Source organism: Pandoraea sp. E26, from assembly GCF_000681415.1.
GTDB classification, from domain to species: Bacteria; Pseudomonadota; Gammaproteobacteria; order Burkholderiales; family Burkholderiaceae; genus Pandoraea; species Pandoraea pnomenusa.
In genome coordinates this window covers 110,532-128,430 of sequence record NZ_AYXJ01000032.1, presented here as the reverse complement: position 1 = coordinate 128,430, position 17,899 = coordinate 110,532, and the positions used below count along the sequence as shown (strand labels likewise).

The window sequence follows — 17,899 nt, the reverse complement described above, 5'->3', positions numbered from 1 at the left end:
GCACCGATGTCAGGAGGCGGCAGCCCGTGCTAGATTCGCGCCATCGTCCCGCGCGCGACGGCACGTCGCCGTCGTTGCCATCGCCGCCGTCATTGCCGCTGTCGTTACCATCGCTCATGCATTCACCACACGCCGCTCCCGTGCCCACCGGCTGGCACGCCGAGTTGTCGCTCGGCTTCGCGCGACATGACACCCGCACGGTGCTCGCCACACGGCGGCACCAGGGGCCGCTGGTCGTCCAGAAGTCTCTGCATCCGGAGGGGCCGGGCATCTGTCACGCCGTCGTCGTGCATCCGCCGGGCGGCATCGCGGGCGGCGACGCGCTGTCGATCGACGTCGACGTCGGTGCCGGAGCGCACGCGGTATTGACGACACCCGGCGCCACGAAGTGGTACAAGTCGCAGGGCCGTTTCGGCACACAGGACATCACCCTCGCCGTGCACGACGGCGCGAAGCTCGACTGGCTGCCGCTCGAGAACATCGTGTTCGAGCACGCCGACGCGCGTCAGCGCATCACGGTCCGGCTCGGCGCCGGCGCCAGCGTGATCGGTTGGGACGCGACACTGCTCGGGCGCCAGGCGGCCGGCGAGCAATGGACGCAGGGCCAATGGCGCTCGACGTTCGAATTGCGCGACGCCGCCGACCGTCTGCTGTGGGCCGAACAGGCCGTGCTCGGCGCCGACGACGCGCAGCGCTCCGGCGCAACCGGCCTCGCGGGCTTTCCCGTCTTCGCGGCCCTGTGGGCCGTGGGTGACGCCTGCACGCGGGAGCTCGCGGAATCGCTCGCGCAGGACCTGCCGTTCGACGATGACTTGCGCGCAGGCATCACCTGTCTGCCCGGCAATGTGCTCGTGCTGCGCGTGCTCGGACGCGACATGGAAGCGGTGCGTCAGTTGCTGATCGCGCATTGGCTCGCGCTGCGGCCCCTCGTGCACGGCGTCCCTGCCGAGCCGCTGCGTCTTTGGGCGACGTGATCCGGCACTGAACGGCGAGCGCCGCACGCGCGATCTCGTCGACACCGGCCGATCACGGAAGTCGGCCACCTTCCGTGTCGGCGCGGCCCGTCCCGAACGCACCACTTCGGTGACGAACGGCGTCACCCATTGCGCGCCCGCCGGATTTCGCACCAACTCGGCGCACGCTCGCGCCCCCCCCACGGCCAGACTGGCCGCCTCGCGGCCCCATTTCCCCGCCGGGTCGCGCCCGAAACCGAGGCGCGGCGGTGTTCCGCTCGCCCGGGCATGATTCCTGCTACGTCACTGTATCGACCGGTCAGACCAGATGCGCCGGCCGCCGGAACACTCCCGTTGCCGGAACGCTTGCCCCCTGAATCCGAGGTTGCCGATATGCTGCCGTTTTCCCGCACCGCCGTCTCTCATGAAGCCGTTGTCGCCACGCTCGGCGCGCGCACCCGCGCACGCCGAGCCTTCACCACCTTGATGCTCGCCGTGAGCGCGCTGGCTGCCGTTTCCACCCTGGCGCCGCGCACCGCCCACGCCGACGGGCTGGACGACATCGCGAAGCGCGGCACCCTGCGCGTGGCCGTGCCGCAGGACTTCCCGCCGTTCGGCGCCATCGGCCCCGACATGAAGCCGGTCGGCTACGACATCGACACAGCCGCACTGCTGGCCAAGGGCATGGGCGTAAAGCTCGAGCTGGTACCTGTCACGAGCGCCAACCGGATTCCCTACCTCACGACGAACAAGGCCGACCTCGTGATTTCCAGCCTCGGCAAGAATGCCGAGCGCGAGAAGGTGATCGATTTCTCGGAAGCCTACGCGCCGTTCTACAACGGCGTATTCGGGCCGAAGGACCTCGCCGTGTCGAAGCCCGCCGATCTCTCGGGCAAGACCATCGGCGTGACGCGCGGCGCGGTCGAGGATCTCGAACTCTCGAAGGTCGCGCCGCCCGACGTCACGATCAAACGCTTCGAAGACAACAACGGCACCATCTCCGCCTTCCTCTCGGGCCAGGTGCAGTTGGTCGCCACCGGCAATGTGGTGGCGGCGGCGATCGTTGCCAAGCATCCGCCCAAGCTGCCGGAGCCGAAGTTCCTCATCAAGAACTCGCCCTGCTTCGTGGGACTGAACAAGAACGAGCCGCGCCTGCTCGCGAAGGTCAACGCCATTCTCACCGCGTCGAAGAAGGACGGCTCGCTCGGCAAGATCTCGCAGAAGTGGCTCGGCATGCCGCTGCCCGCCGATCTCTGATCGCAGTACGACGCGTCTCGCGACAGGTCTCCGGTTCCCCATGCATTACGTTCTCGACTTTGCCGATCTGCGGCAATACCTGATGCTGTTCGTGCGCGGCGCCGCGCTCACGATGGCGCTCACGGCCGTTTCCACGGTCGTGGGCGTGATCATCGGCGCCCTGTGCGCCGTCGCCCGCGAGACGGGCACGGTGTGGCTCAGGGCGATCGCGGGGCTGTACGTCGAACTCATCCGCAACACGCCGTTCATCGTTCAGCTGTTCTTCATCTTCTTCGGCCTGCCGAGTCTCGGTATTCACATCGACGAGACCACGGCCGCGATCCTCGCCATGAGCGTGAACCTCGGGGCCTATGCCACCGAAATCATCCGCGCGGGCATGCGTGCCGTGCCGCGCGGTCTTTCCGAAGCCGGTCTGTCGCTCGCGATGACGCGGGGACAGATCCTGCGTCACGTGATCCTGCCGCAGGCGTTCGCGAAGGTGTTTCCCGCGCTCGCCAGCCAGATCGTCATCGTGATGCTCGGGTCCGCCGTCGTCTCGCAGATCTCGGTCCCCGACCTCTCCTACGCCGCCAACTTCGTGCAGTCGCGCACCTTCCGCGCGTTCGAGAGCTACCTGATCGTCACCGCGCTCTATCTCGTGCTGGCCATCGTGCTGCGTCGGGTGCTCATGCGCTGCGCGCGTCGCTTGTTCCGAGGCACGACCCAGGGAGGCGCACGATGATCGAGTTCTCGATCTGGGACATGCTGCGCGGCTTGCTGCTTGCCGCGCGCTGGACGCTCGCACTCTCGGCCATCGCCTTCGTGTGCGGAGGACTGGTCGCACTGGCACTGCTGGTGGTGCGCGTGGGTCGCGTCTCGTGGGCCGCTCGCGCCGTGGCGCTGTATATCGAGGTGTTCCAGGGCACGCCACTGCTCATGCAGCTGTTCCTGGTGTTCTTCGGCCTGCCGCTGCTCGGCCTGAACGTCTCGCCGTGGGTCGCCGCCGCGGTCTGCCTTACGCTCTACACGAGCGCCTATCTCACGGAAATCTGGCGCGGCTGCGTCGACGCCGTGCCGCACGGCCAGTGGGAGGCATCGTCGAGCCTTGCCATGCGATACGGCGAGCAGTTGCGTCACGTGATTCTGCCGCAGGCGCTGCGCATCGCCATCGCGCCGACGGTCGGGTTCTCGGTGCAGGTCGTCAAGAGCACCGCGCTCGCGTCGATCATCGGTTTCGACGAACTCACCAAGACGGGCACCATGCTCACCAACGCGACGTTCCAGCCGTTCACCGTGTACGGCCTCGTCGCCATGTTCTACTTCGCCGCCTGCTATCCGTTGTCGCTGTGGGCGCGTCATCTCGAAAGGAAACTCCATGTCGCTCATTGAAGTCAGGGGCATGCAAAAGCGCTTCGGCGAGACCCCCGTGCTCAAGGGGATCGACATGGACGTCGAGCGCGGCCAGGTCGTCTCGATCATCGGCAAGAGCGGCTCGGGCAAGAGCACGCTGCTGCGCACCCTCAACGGCCTGGAGCGATTCGATGCGGGAAGCGTCGCCGTGGACGGCGTGCACGTCGGCGCGCGCGACACCGACCTGCGCGCGCTGCGCCTGAAGGTCGGCATGGTGTTCCAGCAGTACAACCTCTTTCCCCACCTCTCGGCCGGAGAGAACGTCATGCTCGCGCAGAAGGTCGTGAAGAAGACCGCCGGAGCCGAGGCGCGCGAGATCGCCCGCGCCATGCTTGCCAAGGTGGGCCTGGCCGACAAGTTCGACAGCTATCCGTCGCAATTGTCGGGCGGGCAGCAGCAGCGCGTGGCCATTGCCCGCTCGCTGGCCATGCGCCCATCGGTGCTGCTTTGCGACGAAATCACCTCGGCGCTCGATCCTGAGTTGGTCGCCGAAGTGCTCAAGGTGCTTGAAGACCTCGCCACCGAAGGCATGACGCTGATTCTGGTGACACACGAAATGCGGTTCGCCCGCCATGTTTCGGATCGCGTGGTGTTCATGCACCAGGGCAAGATCTGGGAGTCCGGCGCGCCCGAGACGCTTTTCACGCAGCCGGCGACGCCGGAGCTGCAGCGGTTCATCTGCCAATGACGACGTCGCGCGGCATGGCACGCACCGCCCCACCGCCCCACCGCCCTTGTCCGGCACGGTTTTGGTGCGCGAACCGCGCGTGCGCGATCGATATGGCGCGCCGCCCGACTCGTGCTTATGATGAGCGGCAGCAGCGTTGCTCCCATGACCCTTTCGCATTGAATTTCACGTCAAGATGAAGCTCACCCCACGAGAAAAAGACAAGTTGCTGATCTTCACCGCCGCGCTGCTCGCGGAGCGTCGACGCGCACGCGGCCTGAAGCTGAACTATCCGGAAGCCGTGGCCTTCATCAGCGCCGCGCTCATGGAAGCCGCCCGCGACGGGCGCACCGTCGCCGACCTGATGCACTACGGCACCACGCTGCTCACTCGCGACGACGTGATGGACGGCGTGCCCGAGATGATCCCGGACATCCAGGTCGAGGCCACGTTTCCCGACGGGACCAAGCTTGTCACCGTGCATCACCCGATTCCCTGAAGCCCGTCGGCGCGCGAACCGGCGCCATCGGTTCGCATGCGCCGACCACGCCCGGCCATTCGAGGCGCTCGCACGCGACGCGCACGACCGCACCCGATAAGGCCGGACAACATCCGATAACCGACGCCGTGTCGTCAACCACTCTCTCGAAAGGACGTCTCATGTCACTGGTCCGCCCCCCGCTCGTCATCGCCGACTCCGGCACCTTCGCCGTCTCGCGCCAACGCCTCGCGCGTGGTCTCGCCGGCCTGGCCCTGCTCGCCGCGTCGGGCGCCGCACTCGCGCACCCGGGTCATCCCGGCCACGACGCGGCGACCAGTTTCGCGGCGGGCTTCCTGCACCCGCTCACCGGTGCCGATCACCTTTGCGCGATGATCGTCGTGGGCTTGTGGAGCTCGCTCACCGCCCGACGCGTCTGGCTCGCCCCGCTCGCCTTCGTGGCGATGCTGGCCGCAGGCGGCCTGCTCGGCATGTCGCACGCGCTCGCGCTGCCCGGGGTGGAGCCGATGATCGCCGTCTCGCTGCTGGTGCTCGGCCTGCTGCTCGCCACGCGCGCACAGTTGCCCGGCTGGGCGGGCGCGGCCATCGTGGGCGCGTTCGCGATCTTCCATGGCTTCGCGCACGGCGTCGAGTTGCCGGCGCAGGCCAGCGCCATGCATTACCTCGCCGGCTTCGTGCTGGCCACCGGCGTGCTGCACAGTGTGGGCATCGCTGCCGGCGTAGCGCTGCGTCGTCGCTCGGCATGGCTGCCGCGCGTGCTGGGCGCGGGCGTGCTGGCCTACGGCGCGACGCTGCTCGCGGCCGTGGCCTGATGTCGCGGACATCGGCTCTCGCCATCATCTCGGAGACTCACATGATTCCCGGAGAACTCTTGCCCGCCGCCGGCGAGATCACGTTGAACGCGGACCGCCCGACGATCCGCGTCACCGTGGCCAACACCGGCGACCGGCCGGTCCAGATCGGCTCGCACTTCCACTTCTACGAGGTCAACGACGCACTGCGGTTCGACCGTGAGTCCACGCGCGGCTTTCGCCTGAACATCGCGGCCGGCACCGCGGTGCGCTTCGAACCCGGCCAGCAGCGGACGGTGGAATTGGTCGCGCTCGCGGGCGAGCGGCGCGTATTCGGTTTCGCAGGTCGCGTCATGGGGGCGCTATGAAAATCTCTCGCCGCGCGTACGCGGAAATGTTCGGGCCCACGACCGGCGACCGGCTGCGACTGGCCGACACGGAACTCATCGTCGAAATCGAGCGCGACTTCACGATCTACGGCGAAGAAGTGAAATTCGGCGGCGGCAAGGTGATTCGCGACGGCATGGGGCAATCGCAACGTCCCCGCGCCGACGTGGTGGACACCGTCATCACCAACGCCGTGATCATCGATCACTGGGGCATCGTGAAGGCCGACATCGGCCTCAAGGACGGGCGCATCTGGGGCATCGGCAAGGCGGGCAATCCGGACATCCAGCCCGGCGTGACGATTCCGCTGGGCGGCGCCACCGAAGTGATCGCCGGCGAGGGCATGATCGTCACGGCCGGCGGCATCGATTCGCACATTCACTTCATTTGTCCGCAACAGATCGAAGAGGCGCTGTCCTCGGGCGTGACCACGCTGCTCGGCGGCGGCACGGGCCCGGCGACCGGCACCAACGCCACGACCTGCACGCCGGGGCCGTGGCATCTGGAACGCATGCTCCAGGCCGCCGACGGCTGGCCGATCAATCTCGGCTTTCTCGGCAAGGGCAACGTGAGCCAGCCCGAGCCGTTGATGGAGCAGATCGAGGCCGGCGCCATCGGGCTGAAGCTGCACGAGGACTGGGGCTCCACGCCCGCGGCCATCGACGCCTGCCTGTCGGTCGCCGACGCCACCGATACCCAGGTCGCGATTCATACCGACACGCTCAACGAGGGCGGCTTCGTCGAAGCGACCGTGGCCGCGATCAAGGGACGCACGATCCACACGTATCACACCGAGGGCGCCGGCGGCGGTCACGCGCCGGACATCCTCAAGGTCTGCGGCGAGGCGAACGTACTGCCGTCGTCGACCAACCCGACGCGGCCCTACACCATCAACACGCTCGACGAACATCTCGACATGCTGATGGTCTGCCATCACCTCGACCCGGCCATCGCCGAGGACATCGCCTTCGCGGAGTCGCGCATCCGGCGCGAGACGATCGCGGCCGAGGACATCCTTCACGATCTGGGCGCACTGTCGATGATCTCGTCCGACTCGCAAGCCATGGGGCGCGTGGGTGAAGTGGTCATGCGCACCTGGCAGACGGCGCACAAGATGAAGGTGCAGCGCGGCGCGCTCGGTCCGGACACCGGCGAGGCGGACAACTTCCGCGTAAAGCGTTACGTCGCGAAGTACACGATCAACCCGGCCATCACGCACGGCATGGCGCACGAGATCGGCTCGGTCGAAGTGGGCAAATGGGCCGACCTGGTCCTGTGGGAGCCGGCATTCTTCGGCGTGAAGCCGTCGCTGATTCTCAAGGGCGGCATGATCACGACGGCGCTCATGGGCGACCCGAACGCGTCGATCCCGACGCCCCAGCCGGTGCACTATCGCGAGATGTTCGGTGCGCGCGCCGGGGCCATGGCGCGCACTTCGCTCACGTTCGTGTCGCAGGCGGCGTACGATGGCGGCGTGGCCGGACGTTACGGTCTGTCCAAGCGCGTGGTGCCGGTGCGCAATATCCGGCAGGTCACCAAGGCCGACATGGTGAACAACGCCTGGCTGCCGCACATCAGCGTCGACCCCGAGACCTATCAGGTCATCGCCGACGGACAGCTGCTGACGTGCGAGCCGGCGACCGTGTTGCCCATGGCGCAACGCTACTTCCTTTTCTGAACGAACCATGGCGCAAGCTCCCGAATCGCCCTCCTCGCCGGATCCGGCAACGTCGTCCACGGCGCTGCGCCGCGTGGAGAAGTACTTTGCCGCCGGGCGCATCGCCGCACCGCTCGCCCGCCGCGCACCGGCCCTCGTGCTGCCGTTCGACGCGCGCAGCAAGAGCCGCTTGCGCGCCACGCTGGCGACGGGCGAGGACGTTGCACTGTTCCTGCCGCGTGGCACCGTGCTGCGCGGCGGCGACGTGCTCGTGGCCGACGACGGCGGGTTCATCCGCGTGGAAGCCGCCCCCGAAACGGTGCTGCTCGTGACGGCTGCCACGCCGCTGGCGCTCACGCGCGCGGCGTACCATCTCGGCAACCGGCATACGCCGGTGGAAGTGGGCGACGGGTATCTCAAGCTCGAACACGACCCGGTGCTGCGCGATATGCTGCTGCGGCTCGGCGTCGACGTCGCCGAGGCGCTGATGCCGTTCGAGCCCGAAGCGGGCGCCTACGGCGGCGGTCACAAGCACGGGCACGATGCCACCTTCGCCGAGGACTTCGCGCTCGCACAGCGCGTCTTCCACGAGCATCACGGACACGATCACGACCACCCGCATGGGCATTCGCACGATCATGGTCACGATCATGGACATTCGCACGGCTCGGCATGCCAGCACGATCACACGCATGGCCCCGGCTGCGCGCACACGGAAGACGCCTCGCATGCTCACGCGCATGTGCACGGTGCCGCATGCGGGCACGATCATTCCCACATGCCGCCGGGCTCGACCGACGAACCGGCTTCCCAAGTGAGTCTCTCCGATGACGGCAAGTCTCCCCAGTCCACTCACTGAGCCCGTCGCCGACGCGTCGCTCCAGTCGCTTGCCGCGCTGTTGCACCTTGCGTCGCCGGCACTGCCGATCGGGGCGTTCAGCTATTCGCAAGGCCTGGAAGCCGCCGTCGAACATGGCATCGTTCACGACGCTGCCAGCGCCGGGCGCTGGATCGCCAGTCAGCTCGATGGCGTATTCGCCACGGGCGAACTGGCGCTGCTCGCGCGGCAGTGGCGTCACTGGCAGACGGACGACGACGCGGCGCTCATTCGCGTGAACGACTGGCTGCTGGCCACGCGCGAAGCGGCCGAGCTGCGCGCGGAGACCGAGCAGATGGGCTGGTCGCTCACGCAATTGATCGTCTCGCTCGAATGGGGCACCCCCACGCAGCGCGATCGTCTTTCGGCGCTGCGTCCGATCGCCCTCCCGACGGCATTTTCGCTTGCCGCGCTGGCGCACGGCGCCACGCTCGCCGACACGCTGGTCGCCTACGCCTTCAGTTGGCTGGAGAATCAGGTGGCCGGCGCACTCAAGGCCGTACCGCTCGGACAACTCGCCGCACAGCGCGTGATCGTGGCGTTGCGGCCCCGCATCGTGGCGGCCGCGCGTCGGGCCATGGCATTGCCGGATGATCGAATCAACACGTTCTCCCCCGCGCTCGCGATTCTCGCTTCGCGCCATGAAACACAGTACTCGCGGCTGTTCCGCTCATGAGACGCGAGCGCGGCATCGGGATCGCAGCGGGCGCGACCGTGTCCCCGTGCATCGCGCGTTCTCGCGCGAATGCGTTCCACGGCATCACATGATTGACTCGCGACTGACTCGCAATTGATTCGCTATTGACCAGCACCTGGCCGTTTTTCACGAATCCGCTACTTTCACCGCCACCACGACATTCGCCATGACGACCACTGCCAACGCCCGTCGTACCAAGAAGAATCCGCCGCTGCGTGTCGGCATCGGAGGCCCCGTCGGCTCCGGCAAGACCACCCTGACCGAGATGCTCTGCAAAGCCATGCGCGAGCGCTACGATCTCGTCGTGATCACCAACGACATCTATACCAAGGAGGATCAGCGTCTGCTGACCGTTGCAGGTGCATTGGCACCGGAACGCATTCTTGGCGTGGAGACCGGCGGATGTCCGCACACGGCGATCCGCGAGGACGCCTCGATCAACCTCGAAGCCGTCGACCGGATGCTGGACCGCTTCCCCGACGCGGACGTCGTTTTCATCGAGTCCGGCGGCGACAACCTCGCGGCCACCTTCAGCCCGGAGCTCTCGGATCTCACGATCTATGTGATCGATGTCGCAGGCGGCGAGAAGATTCCGCGCAAGGGCGGCCCCGGCATCACGAAGTCGGATCTGCTCGTCATCAACAAGACCGATCTCGCCCCATACGTCGGCGCCTCGCTCGACATCATGCGCTCGGACACGCAGAAAATGCGCGGCATGCGTCCATTCGTGATGGGAAACATGAAGGAAGGCAAGGGCCTTCAGGAGATCATCCGCTTCATCGAAGCCCGGGGGATGTTGGCGTAAGTGAGCGTCAGACCCGGCGGTTCGTTCGACCGCCGGCTTCGCGGCACCCGGCGCGCGCTAGCGCTGCGCCACCGAAAACCCGTGTTCGCGCAGCAGTTGCAACACGCCGTGCGGACCGCCGAGATGCAGCGTGCCGACCGCTACGAAGACCGGCTTGCCCGGGTCGGCGAGGAACAGCATGCGCGCCAGAAAGCGCCGGTTGCGCGAATACAGGATGCGCTCGTCGATGGCGTCGGCCAGGGCCGCGTTGCGCCGCACCTGCGCCGCCTTGCCCTGCGACCAGTCGAAGACCAGTTCCGCGTCGCCCGCCCGCCACAGGCGGTGCAACTCCTCGACCTGCGCCGTCGCCTTCTTCGGAGTGAGCACCAGCTCCTGTGCCAGCAACTCGTTCTGCTGCGCGGGCGTGAGGCCGGTGAACGCGTCCATCTGTTCCGCCAGCGACTCGAGGCCGACAATGCGGCCGCGATAGATATTCTCCAACTGGTTCTCGGTACCGTACTCCGTTTGCAGGTCGGCCCCCATCGAATCGAGTGTCTCGACGAGTAGCGCCGCCAGCCACGGCCGCATGTGACGGATCTCGGCAAGCATTGCCGGATTGCCCTTGAGACGCGCGCGCAGCTTGCGCCAGAGCGGCGCCGGAATCAGCCGGGGCAGACACGACCGCGCGCACATGCCGTACTTCTGCACGTCGTCCTGCGACATCGTCAGGTCGTCAGGCGAGAGCTCGAACGCCACCGTCTTCGACACGCGCAGCGCATCGACCACGACCTTGCGGAACGGATAGTCGTCGGGCTTGCCGACATGCAGGGTACCCATCACGTAGATGGTCATGTCGCCCTTGCGGGCTTCGTAGAACGGGAGATTGGCGCCCGGCGGCGCCTCGCCCGGCTCCGGGACCACCAGCGGCAGCGTGCGCGGCGCGATCGCGCGGGGCGTGCCGGTCGACGCCGCATCCAGCGTGACGGCGAGCGCCATCAACAGGCAACCGAGCAGCCAGCCGGTCAATGCAACGCCCCGACGAACGTGCGTCGCGCGTGGTGGTCCACCCAATCTCGTCATCCCTCAATGTCTTCGACCCGATGGCACGCCACCAGACGTCCTTCGAGCTTGCGCAGTTGCGGCACTTCTTCGCGGCAGTGGTCGACTGCGTACGGGCAGCGTGGCGCGAACGCACACCCGGGCGGCGGTCGCAAGGGCGACGGCAACTCGCCGATCAACGGGATCTTGACCCGCCGCTCGGCCGCCTTGATCGCCGGCGTGGCCGACATCAGCGCCTTGGTGTACGGATGCAGCGGCTTGCCGAACACGGCGGCCTTGGGACCGTGTTCGACCGCGCGGCCGAGGTACATCACCATGACATCGTCGGCCACATGCTCGACCACCGCGAGATTATGCGACACGAATACGTAACTCGTCGCGTATCGGTCCTGCAAATCCATGAAAAGATTCAGGATCTGTGCCTGAATTGAGACATCCAGGGCCGAAACGGGCTCGTCGGCGACCACGATGGCCGGCGACAGGATCATCGCCCGCGCGATCGCCACCCGCTGCCGCTGCCCACCCGAGAACATGTGCGGATACCGCGCCACATGTTCCGGGCGCAAGCCAACCGTGCGCATCATCTCGGCAATCTTCTCCCCGCGCTCCGCGCGGCCGAGCGACGTGTTGATGGCCAGCGGCTCGTCGAGCGCCTGCCCCACCGTCTTGCGCGGGTTGAGCGACGCGTACGGGTTCTGGAACACCATCTGCACCCGCGTGCGCAGCGGCGCCACTTCGCCAGCCGATGCGGACGTGGTCTCGGTCGCGTCGACGACGAGTCTGCCCGACGTGGGCGGTTCGATCAACGTCAAGACCCTGGCCAGCGTCGATTTGCCGCACCCGGACTCGCCGACCACCGCCAGCGTGCGCCCCGCCGCGAGCTCGAACGACACGCCATTGAGCGCCCTGAGCGTCGCCGGCCCGCGCAGCAACCCGCGGTTCACGGTATAGAAGCGCGTCAGGTCGTGCGCGGACAGCACGACACGCCCCTGCCCGGCCAGCGCCCGCGGGGTTTCCTGAGGCGTCGCGAAAACGGTTTCACTCATCGCACCCCCCCTGCCACTCGATCGCCCGCCACCGCGTGCGGCAAAGGCTTGAAGCACCGCACCGTGGGCGAGCCCATTCCGCCCGTCATGCCCGCCACGCCCGCCATGCCCGGCGCCGCGTACGGTTCGAGCGCCGGCTGCACCGCGCGGCAACGATCGTCCGCGTACGGACAGCGCGGCGAGAGCAGACAGCCCGCCGGGCGGTCATCGCGCCCGGGCACCACGCCCGGCAAGGTACGCAGTCGACGCACGCCCCGGTTGTGCTCGGGAATCGCCGAGAGCAGCGCTTCGGTGTAGGGGTGATGCGGGGTATCGAAGAGTGCCGGTACCTGCTGGACTTCGATCACCTGGCCTGCATACATCACCGCCACGCGGTGCGCGACTTCGGCCACCACCGCCAGATCGTGGGAAATCAGCACGAGCGACATGCCGTGATCCTTCTGCAACTGGAGCAGCAACGCCATGATCTGGGCCTGGATCGTCACGTCGAGGGCCGTGGTCGGCTCGTCGGCGATCAGCAGTTTCGGTCGGCAGGCGATCGCCATGGCAATCATCACCCGCTGGTTCATCCCGCCGGACAACTGGTGTGGATAAGCCCCCAGCCGGTTGGCCGCGTCGGGAATCTCGACCTGCTCGAGCAACTCGACGACGCGCGCTCGAAGGGCGCGGCCGCGCAACCCCATGTGACGGCGCAACACTTCGCCGATCTGATAGCCGATGGTGTAGCTCGGGTTCAGGCTGGTGAGCGCGTCCTGGAAAATCATCGACACGTCGCGCCCGACGATGTTGCGGCGCTCGCGCGCCGACGCATGCAGCAGGTCGCGGCCGTCGAAGCGCACTTCGTCGGCAAGGACGCGCCCCGGCGCGTCGATCAGTCCCATGAGCGCGAGCATCGTCACGCTCTTGCCCGAGCCGGATTCGCCGACCACGCCGAGGATCTCGCCCTGGGCGACGTCAAGGTCGATAGCATCGACGGCGCGCGCGCCGTCGAAGTCGACCGACAGATTTCGAATGGAGAGCAGATTCATGCGATTCGCTTCAGTTTGGGGTCGAGTGCATCGCGCAGGCCGTCGCCGACCAGGTTGATGGCGAGCACCGAGATGACGATCGCAAGTCCCGGCAGGGTGACAATCCACCAGGCACTTTCCATATAGTCGCGTGCCGACGCGAGCATCGAGCCCCACTCGGCAAGCGGCGGCTGCACGCCCAGACCGAGAAAGCCCAGCGCCGCGGCGTCGAGAATGGCCACCGAGAAGCTCAGCGTGGCCTGCACGATCAGCGGTGCCGCGCAGTTCGGCAGCACCGTCGAGAACATCAACCGCAGCGTTCCCGCCCCGGCCATGCGCGAGGCCACGACGTACTCGCGCTGCAACTCGCCGAGCGCCGCGGCGCGCGTGAGTCGCACGTATGCGGGCAATGTCACGATCGCGATGGCGATCGTCGTATTGGCTAGGCCCGGCCCGATCACGGCCACCACCGCCACCGCCAGCAGCAGCGACGGCAGCGCCATCATCATGTCCATCAACCGCATGATCGGCGTGTCGAGCCAGCGCTGGAAAAACGCCGCAAACAGCCCGAGCAGAATGCCCGGAATCAGCGAGAGCACCACGGACGACAGACCGATCCAGAACGACAGGCGCGCGCCAAAGATCAGGCGCGAAAGGATGTCCCGACCGGCCTCGTCCGTACCCAGGAGGAACCGGGCGTTACCGCCCTCGAACCACACGGGCGGAATCTTGACGTAGTCGCGATATTGCTCGATCGGGCTGTGCGGCGCGATCAGCGGCGCCAGAATGGCAGCCGCGAACATCAGCAGCAGCACCACGGCCGCAGCCGTGGCGCCGCGGTTCGCGGTAAAGCTGCGCAGAAACTCCCGGAGCAGGCGTGCGCGAGGCGTCGCGGTCACGGCGGCGGGAGGCGGCAGCGTGGCAGGGGTGTCACTCATCGTTGACCTCCTTCAGTGCCGAATGCGCGGGTTGACGACGCCGTAGAGCACGTCGACCAGCAGATTGACCAGAATCACGCCCGTCGCGATGAGCAGGATGCCGCCCTGCACCACCGGATAGTCGCGACGAAGAATCGCGTCGATCAGCCATTTGCCGATGCCGGGCCACGAGAACACGTTCTCGGTGAGCACCGCGCCGGCGAGCAACGCGCCGACCTGCAGTCCGATCACCGTGATGACCGGGATCAGCGCATTGCGCAACGCATGCACGACGATCACGCGCCAGGGCGACAGCCCCTTGGCCCGCGCCGTACGGATGTAGTCTTCGCGCAGCACTTCGAGCATGGCCGAGCGCGTCATGCGCGCAATCACGGCCAGCGGCACCGTGCCGAGCACGATGGTCGGCAGGATCAGGTGGCTGAGCGCCGAGGAGAATGCCCCCTCGTCGCCGGAGAGCAGCGTGTCGATCAGCATGAAGCCGGTCACGCTCGGCACGTCGTACTCGACCCCGATGCGCCCGGACACCGGCGTCCATTGCAGATTGACGGAGAACAGCATGATGAGCAGCAACCCCCACCAGAAGATCGGCATGGAGTAGCCGGTGAGTGCCGCGCCCATGGTCGCGTGGTCGAGCGTCTTGCCGCGTCTGAGCGATGCGGCCACGCCGGCGGGCAGGCCCACGACCAGTGCGAAGATCATCGCGCACAGCGCGAGCTCCAATGTGGCGGGGAAGCGGGCGAAGAACTCGTGCAGCACGCCTTCGTTGGTGACGATGGAGCGTCCGAGGTCGCCTTGCGCGGCGTGCTTCAGGTAGACGAAGTACTGGGTGGTGAGCGGCTGGTCGAGCCCGAGCCGCTTCATCGCCTCGGCGTGCATGACGGGGTCGAGATTGCGCTCGCCCACGAGGACTTCGATCGGATCGCCGGGGATGAGGTGAATGAGCGCGAACGCGAGCACGGTGATCCCGATGAAGGTCGGGATCACCATGCCCAGTCGTCTCAGGACGAATCTCAGCATAGGAGGGTTCCGTGGGGGCTTGGCGCATCGCCCGCCCCCGGCGCAGGGACGAGCGGTGCTGTGCCGCGTTAATCAATCGTCGGCGCGTTGCCGACGTGGTGCGACCGCCGCCCCCGGGCGCGGCGGCCCGGGCAGCGGTTCGACGCCGGTCGGCGCGCGGGGCGCGGGACCGGTCGATCGTGTCGCGGACTCAGTTCAACGAGACGCCCGCAAAGCTGTTGCGGCTGAACGGGCTCAGCTTGAAGCCCTGCACGCTCGTGGACATCGGCTTGTACTGCGTGGAGTGCGCGATGGGCGAGAACGGCAGTTGCTGCGCGAAGATCTCCTGCGCCTGCGTGTAGAGCTTGGTGCGCGTGGCCTGATCGGTCGTCTGACGCGCCTGCTTGATGAGGTCGTCGAAAGGCTTGTAGCACCACTTCGAGAAGTTGTTGCCGTTGATCGAATCGCAGCCGAGCAGCACGCCGAGCCAGTTGTCCGGATCGCCGTTGTCGCCGGTCCAGCCGATGAGCAGCGCATCGTGTTCTCCGGCCTTGGCGCGTTTGATGTACTCACCCCATTCGTACGTGACGATGTTGGCCTTCACGCCGATTTTCGCCCAGTCGGCCTGGATCATCTCGGCCATGAGTTTGCCGTTCGGGTTGTACGGCCGTTGCACCGGCATGGCCCACAGCGTGATCTCCATGCCCTTCACGCCCGCCTTGTCGAGCAGAGCCTTCGCTTTCTCGGGATCGTAGCTCGCCTGCTTGATGTTCTTGTCGTAAGACCACTGCGTCGGCGGCATCGGGGCGCCGTTCGACAACTGACCGGCCGAGCCGTAGACGGACTGGAGAATCGCCTTCTTGTTGATTGCCATGTCGAGCGCCTGACGCACTTCCACGCGATCGAGCGGCTTCTTCTGCACGTTGTACGCCACGTAGCCGAGGTTGAAGCCGACCTGGTCCGGCATCTTCAGTTTCGACGCCTTGCCTTGCGACTGAATCTCCGCCTTGAGCGCATCGACGTCCGCCGGACGCGGATACGTCGCCACCTGGCACTCGTTGCGCTTGAGCTTCTGGATGCGAACGTTCGCGTCGGTCGTGATCGCGAAGATCAGCTTGCTGACCTTTGGCGGCAGGCTCGTGTTCCAGTAGTCCTTGTTGCCGTCCAGGCGCAGCGTGGCGTCCTTCGTGTAGCTGCGGAAGATGAACGGACCGGTGCCAACGGGCTTGAGCGCGATGTCGCGCGCGTTATTGGCGGCGAGCAGCTTGTCCGCGTATTCCTTGGAGAGGATCGACGCGAACGACATGGCCAGGTTCTGGATGAACGGTGCGTCGACCTTCTTGAGCACGAAGCGCACGGTGTACGGATCGACGACCTCGATGCGATCGATGTCCGCCTGCAGGCCCATGTCAACGAAATACGGGAATTCCGCCGGGTATGCCTTGCGGAACGGCATCTCGCGATCGGCCATGCGGTCGAAAGTGAACTTCACGTCTTCGGCGTTGAAGTCGCGGGTGGGCGTGAAGTAATCCGTCTTGTGGAATTTGACACCCTTGCGCAGATGGAACGTATAGACCTTGTTGTCCGGCGAGATATCCCATTTCTCCGCGAGCGACGGCATGACACCGGTTTCCCCGGGCACGAAAGCGATGAGACGGTTGTAGATGGCGTCGGCGGGATCGAAGTCGGTGCCGGTAGTCAGTTGCCCCGGATCGAAACCGGCGGGGCTGCCCTCGGAGCAATAGACGAGGGTCTTGTTCGGGAGCTCGACCGCCGCGGCGGGCGGGATCACGGCCGCACCGGCAAGCAAGGTCGCAGCCAAAAGCAAACGCAGGGTGTGAGTCTGTTTCATAGGCTCCTCGAAATTTGATCTGTTATGACGCCCGACGACGATCCGTCGCCGGGTTCACGGGGATATTACTGAAGCTTCCCGTGCGTCACAACACGCCAAATCCCTAGCAAACCGCCTATTTGTGGTGTTTTTGGATAGGAAATCACCCATTTATGATTAGAATTGACTTCCTGGACACCCCTGCGTTGGCAAACGATTGCGTGCGCCTTAGAGGCCGAGACGCTGCCACATCGCCTTGGTCGCCGATGCCGCGTTGAGCGTATAGAAGTGCAACCCGGGCGCCCCGCCGGCGAGCAGACGCTCGCAAAGTCCGGTCACCACGTCGAGCCCGAAGGCGCGGATCGCCTCGCGATCATCGCCGAAGCCCTCCAGGCGCTTGGCGATCCAGCGCGGCACTTCGGCGCCGCACATTTCCGAGAAACGCATCATCTGCGAGTAGTTCGTGATGGGCATGATGCCCGGCACGATCGGCACCTGCACGCCCAGGCGCGCCACGTCGTCGACGAACCGGAAATACGCATCCGCATTGAAGAAGTACTGCGTGATCGCGGCGTTGGCCCCGGCTTTCACCTTGTTGGCGAAATGCTCCAGGTCCAGACGGGGCGAGCGCGCCTGCGGATGGTATTCCGGGTAGGCAGCCACCTCGACGTGGAACCAGTCGCCGGTCTCGGCGCGGATAAACTCCACGAGCTCCGACGCATAACGAAATTCGCCGATCTCGCCCATGCCCGAGGGCAGGTCGCCGCGCAGCGCCACGATGTGGCGGATGCCGTGCTGACGATACGTCTGCAGGATCTCGCGGATGTTCTCGCGGGTCGAACCCACGCACGACAGGTGCGGCGCGGCCTCCACGCCTTCGCGCTGGATTTCAACGACGGTGTCGAGCGTGCCCTGCTGGGTCGAACCGCCGGCGCCGAACGTCACGGAGACGAACTTGGGCCCGAGCGGGAACAGCTGCTGACGCGTGGCGCGCAGCTTCTCCGCGCCATCGGCCGTCTTGGGCGGGAAGAATTCGAAACTGAAGGAAGGTTGCGTCATGATCG

General features: G+C 66.5%; 19 protein-coding genes. 12 read left to right on the top strand and 7 right to left on the bottom strand.

Features of this window, described 5'->3' with window-relative positions:
* Positions 1-116: 116 nt before the first annotated feature.
* The 12 genes from W930_RS0120685 to ureG all read left to right on the top strand — a co-directional run bounded on the left by W930_RS0120685 (position 117) and on the right by ureG (position 9,979).
* A complete protein-coding gene (locus tag W930_RS0120685) occupies positions 117-974 on the top strand; it encodes an urease accessory protein UreD (RefSeq protein WP_024788409.1) in 858 nt (285 codons plus the stop codon).
* Between the two features lie 465 nt (positions 975-1,439).
* Positions 1,440-2,210 (top strand): transporter substrate-binding domain-containing protein, encoded by a 771-nt coding sequence (locus tag W930_RS0120680; protein WP_029754434.1) that lies wholly within the window; start codon positions 1,440-1,442, stop codon positions 2,208-2,210.
* 40 nt (positions 2,211-2,250) lie between these two features.
* A complete protein-coding gene (locus tag W930_RS0120675) occupies positions 2,251-2,931 on the top strand; it encodes an amino acid ABC transporter permease (protein ID WP_023598016.1) in 681 nt (226 codons plus the stop codon).
* Positions 2,928-3,578, top strand: coding sequence for an amino acid ABC transporter permease (locus W930_RS0120670; protein ID WP_023598017.1), 651 nt, complete (start codon positions 2,928-2,930; stop codon positions 3,576-3,578). Before W930_RS0120675 ends, W930_RS0120670 begins: the two co-directional genes overlap by 4 nt.
* Positions 3,565-4,287, top strand: coding sequence for an amino acid ABC transporter ATP-binding protein (locus tag W930_RS0120665; RefSeq protein WP_023598018.1), 723 nt, complete (start codon positions 3,565-3,567; stop codon positions 4,285-4,287). The genes W930_RS0120670 and W930_RS0120665 overlap by 14 nt, the downstream gene beginning before the upstream one ends.
* Positions 4,288-4,462: 175 nt before the next feature.
* On the top strand, positions 4,463-4,765 hold the full coding sequence (locus tag W930_RS0120660) for an urease subunit gamma (RefSeq protein WP_023598019.1): 303 nt from the start codon (positions 4,463-4,465) through the stop codon (positions 4,763-4,765).
* Between the two features lie 161 nt (positions 4,766-4,926).
* On the top strand, positions 4,927-5,577 hold the full coding sequence (locus tag W930_RS0120655; protein ID WP_023872823.1) for a HupE/UreJ family protein: 651 nt from the start codon (positions 4,927-4,929) through the stop codon (positions 5,575-5,577).
* A 41-nt stretch (positions 5,578-5,618) separates the two neighbouring features.
* On the top strand, positions 5,619-5,924 hold the full coding sequence (locus tag W930_RS0120650) for an urease subunit beta (RefSeq protein WP_023872822.1): 306 nt from the start codon (positions 5,619-5,621) through the stop codon (positions 5,922-5,924).
* Positions 5,921-7,621, top strand: a complete 1,701-nt coding sequence (ureC, locus tag W930_RS0120645; protein WP_023598022.1) for an urease subunit alpha — start codon at positions 5,921-5,923, stop codon at positions 7,619-7,621. Before W930_RS0120650 ends, ureC begins: the two co-directional genes overlap by 4 nt.
* A gap of 64 nt (positions 7,622-7,685) precedes the next feature.
* Entirely contained in the window at positions 7,686-8,459 is a 774-nt protein-coding gene (ureE, locus tag W930_RS28295; protein WP_023872821.1) for an urease accessory protein UreE, read from the top strand.
* Positions 8,428-9,153: an urease accessory protein UreF gene (locus W930_RS0120635; RefSeq protein ID WP_023598024.1), complete on the top strand. Its 726-nt coding sequence runs from the start codon at positions 8,428-8,430 to the stop codon at positions 9,151-9,153. Before ureE ends, W930_RS0120635 begins: the two co-directional genes overlap by 32 nt.
* A 187-nt stretch (positions 9,154-9,340) precedes the next feature.
* The gene (ureG, locus tag W930_RS0120630) at positions 9,341-9,979 is read left to right on the top strand and encodes an urease accessory protein UreG (RefSeq protein ID WP_023598025.1); all 639 of its coding nucleotides are present in this window, start codon (positions 9,341-9,343) and stop codon (positions 9,977-9,979) included.
* A 57-nt stretch (positions 9,980-10,036) separates the two neighbouring features.
* Here ureG and W930_RS0120625 read toward each other — a convergent pair whose 3' ends face one another.
* From W930_RS0120625 to metF, 7 genes are all read right to left on the bottom strand, one after another.
* Complete coding sequence (locus W930_RS0120625; protein ID WP_023598026.1) at positions 10,037-10,984, bottom strand: TraB/GumN family protein; 948 nt, start codon at positions 10,982-10,984, stop codon at positions 10,037-10,039.
* Positions 10,985-11,034: 50 nt separating this feature from the next.
* Complete coding sequence (locus W930_RS0120620) at positions 11,035-12,063, bottom strand: peptide ABC transporter ATP-binding protein (protein ID WP_024788408.1); 1,029 nt, start codon at positions 12,061-12,063, stop codon at positions 11,035-11,037.
* Complete coding sequence (locus tag W930_RS0120615; RefSeq protein WP_023598028.1) at positions 12,060-13,091, bottom strand: ABC transporter ATP-binding protein; 1,032 nt, start codon at positions 13,089-13,091, stop codon at positions 12,060-12,062. The genes W930_RS0120620 and W930_RS0120615 overlap by 4 nt, the downstream gene beginning before the upstream one ends.
* On the bottom strand, positions 13,088-14,008 hold the full coding sequence (locus W930_RS0120610) for an ABC transporter permease subunit (protein ID WP_023598029.1): 921 nt from the start codon (positions 14,006-14,008) through the stop codon (positions 13,088-13,090). The genes W930_RS0120615 and W930_RS0120610 overlap by 4 nt, the downstream gene beginning before the upstream one ends.
* Before the next feature lie 12 nt (positions 14,009-14,020).
* Positions 14,021-15,025: an ABC transporter permease subunit gene (locus W930_RS0120605; protein ID WP_023598030.1), complete on the bottom strand. Its 1,005-nt coding sequence runs from the start codon at positions 15,023-15,025 to the stop codon at positions 14,021-14,023.
* 190 nt (positions 15,026-15,215) lie between these two features.
* Positions 15,216-16,856 carry an ABC transporter substrate-binding protein gene (locus W930_RS0120600; protein ID WP_023872819.1) on the bottom strand — a complete coding sequence of 547 codons (1,641 nt, stop codon included), beginning with the start codon at positions 16,854-16,856 and terminating at the stop codon, positions 15,216-15,218.
* Positions 16,857-17,063: 207 nt separating this feature from the next.
* Positions 17,064-17,894: a methylenetetrahydrofolate reductase [NAD(P)H] gene (gene metF / locus W930_RS0120595; protein ID WP_023598032.1), complete on the bottom strand. Its 831-nt coding sequence runs from the start codon at positions 17,892-17,894 to the stop codon at positions 17,064-17,066.
* Positions 17,895-17,899: the final 5 nt, after the last annotated feature.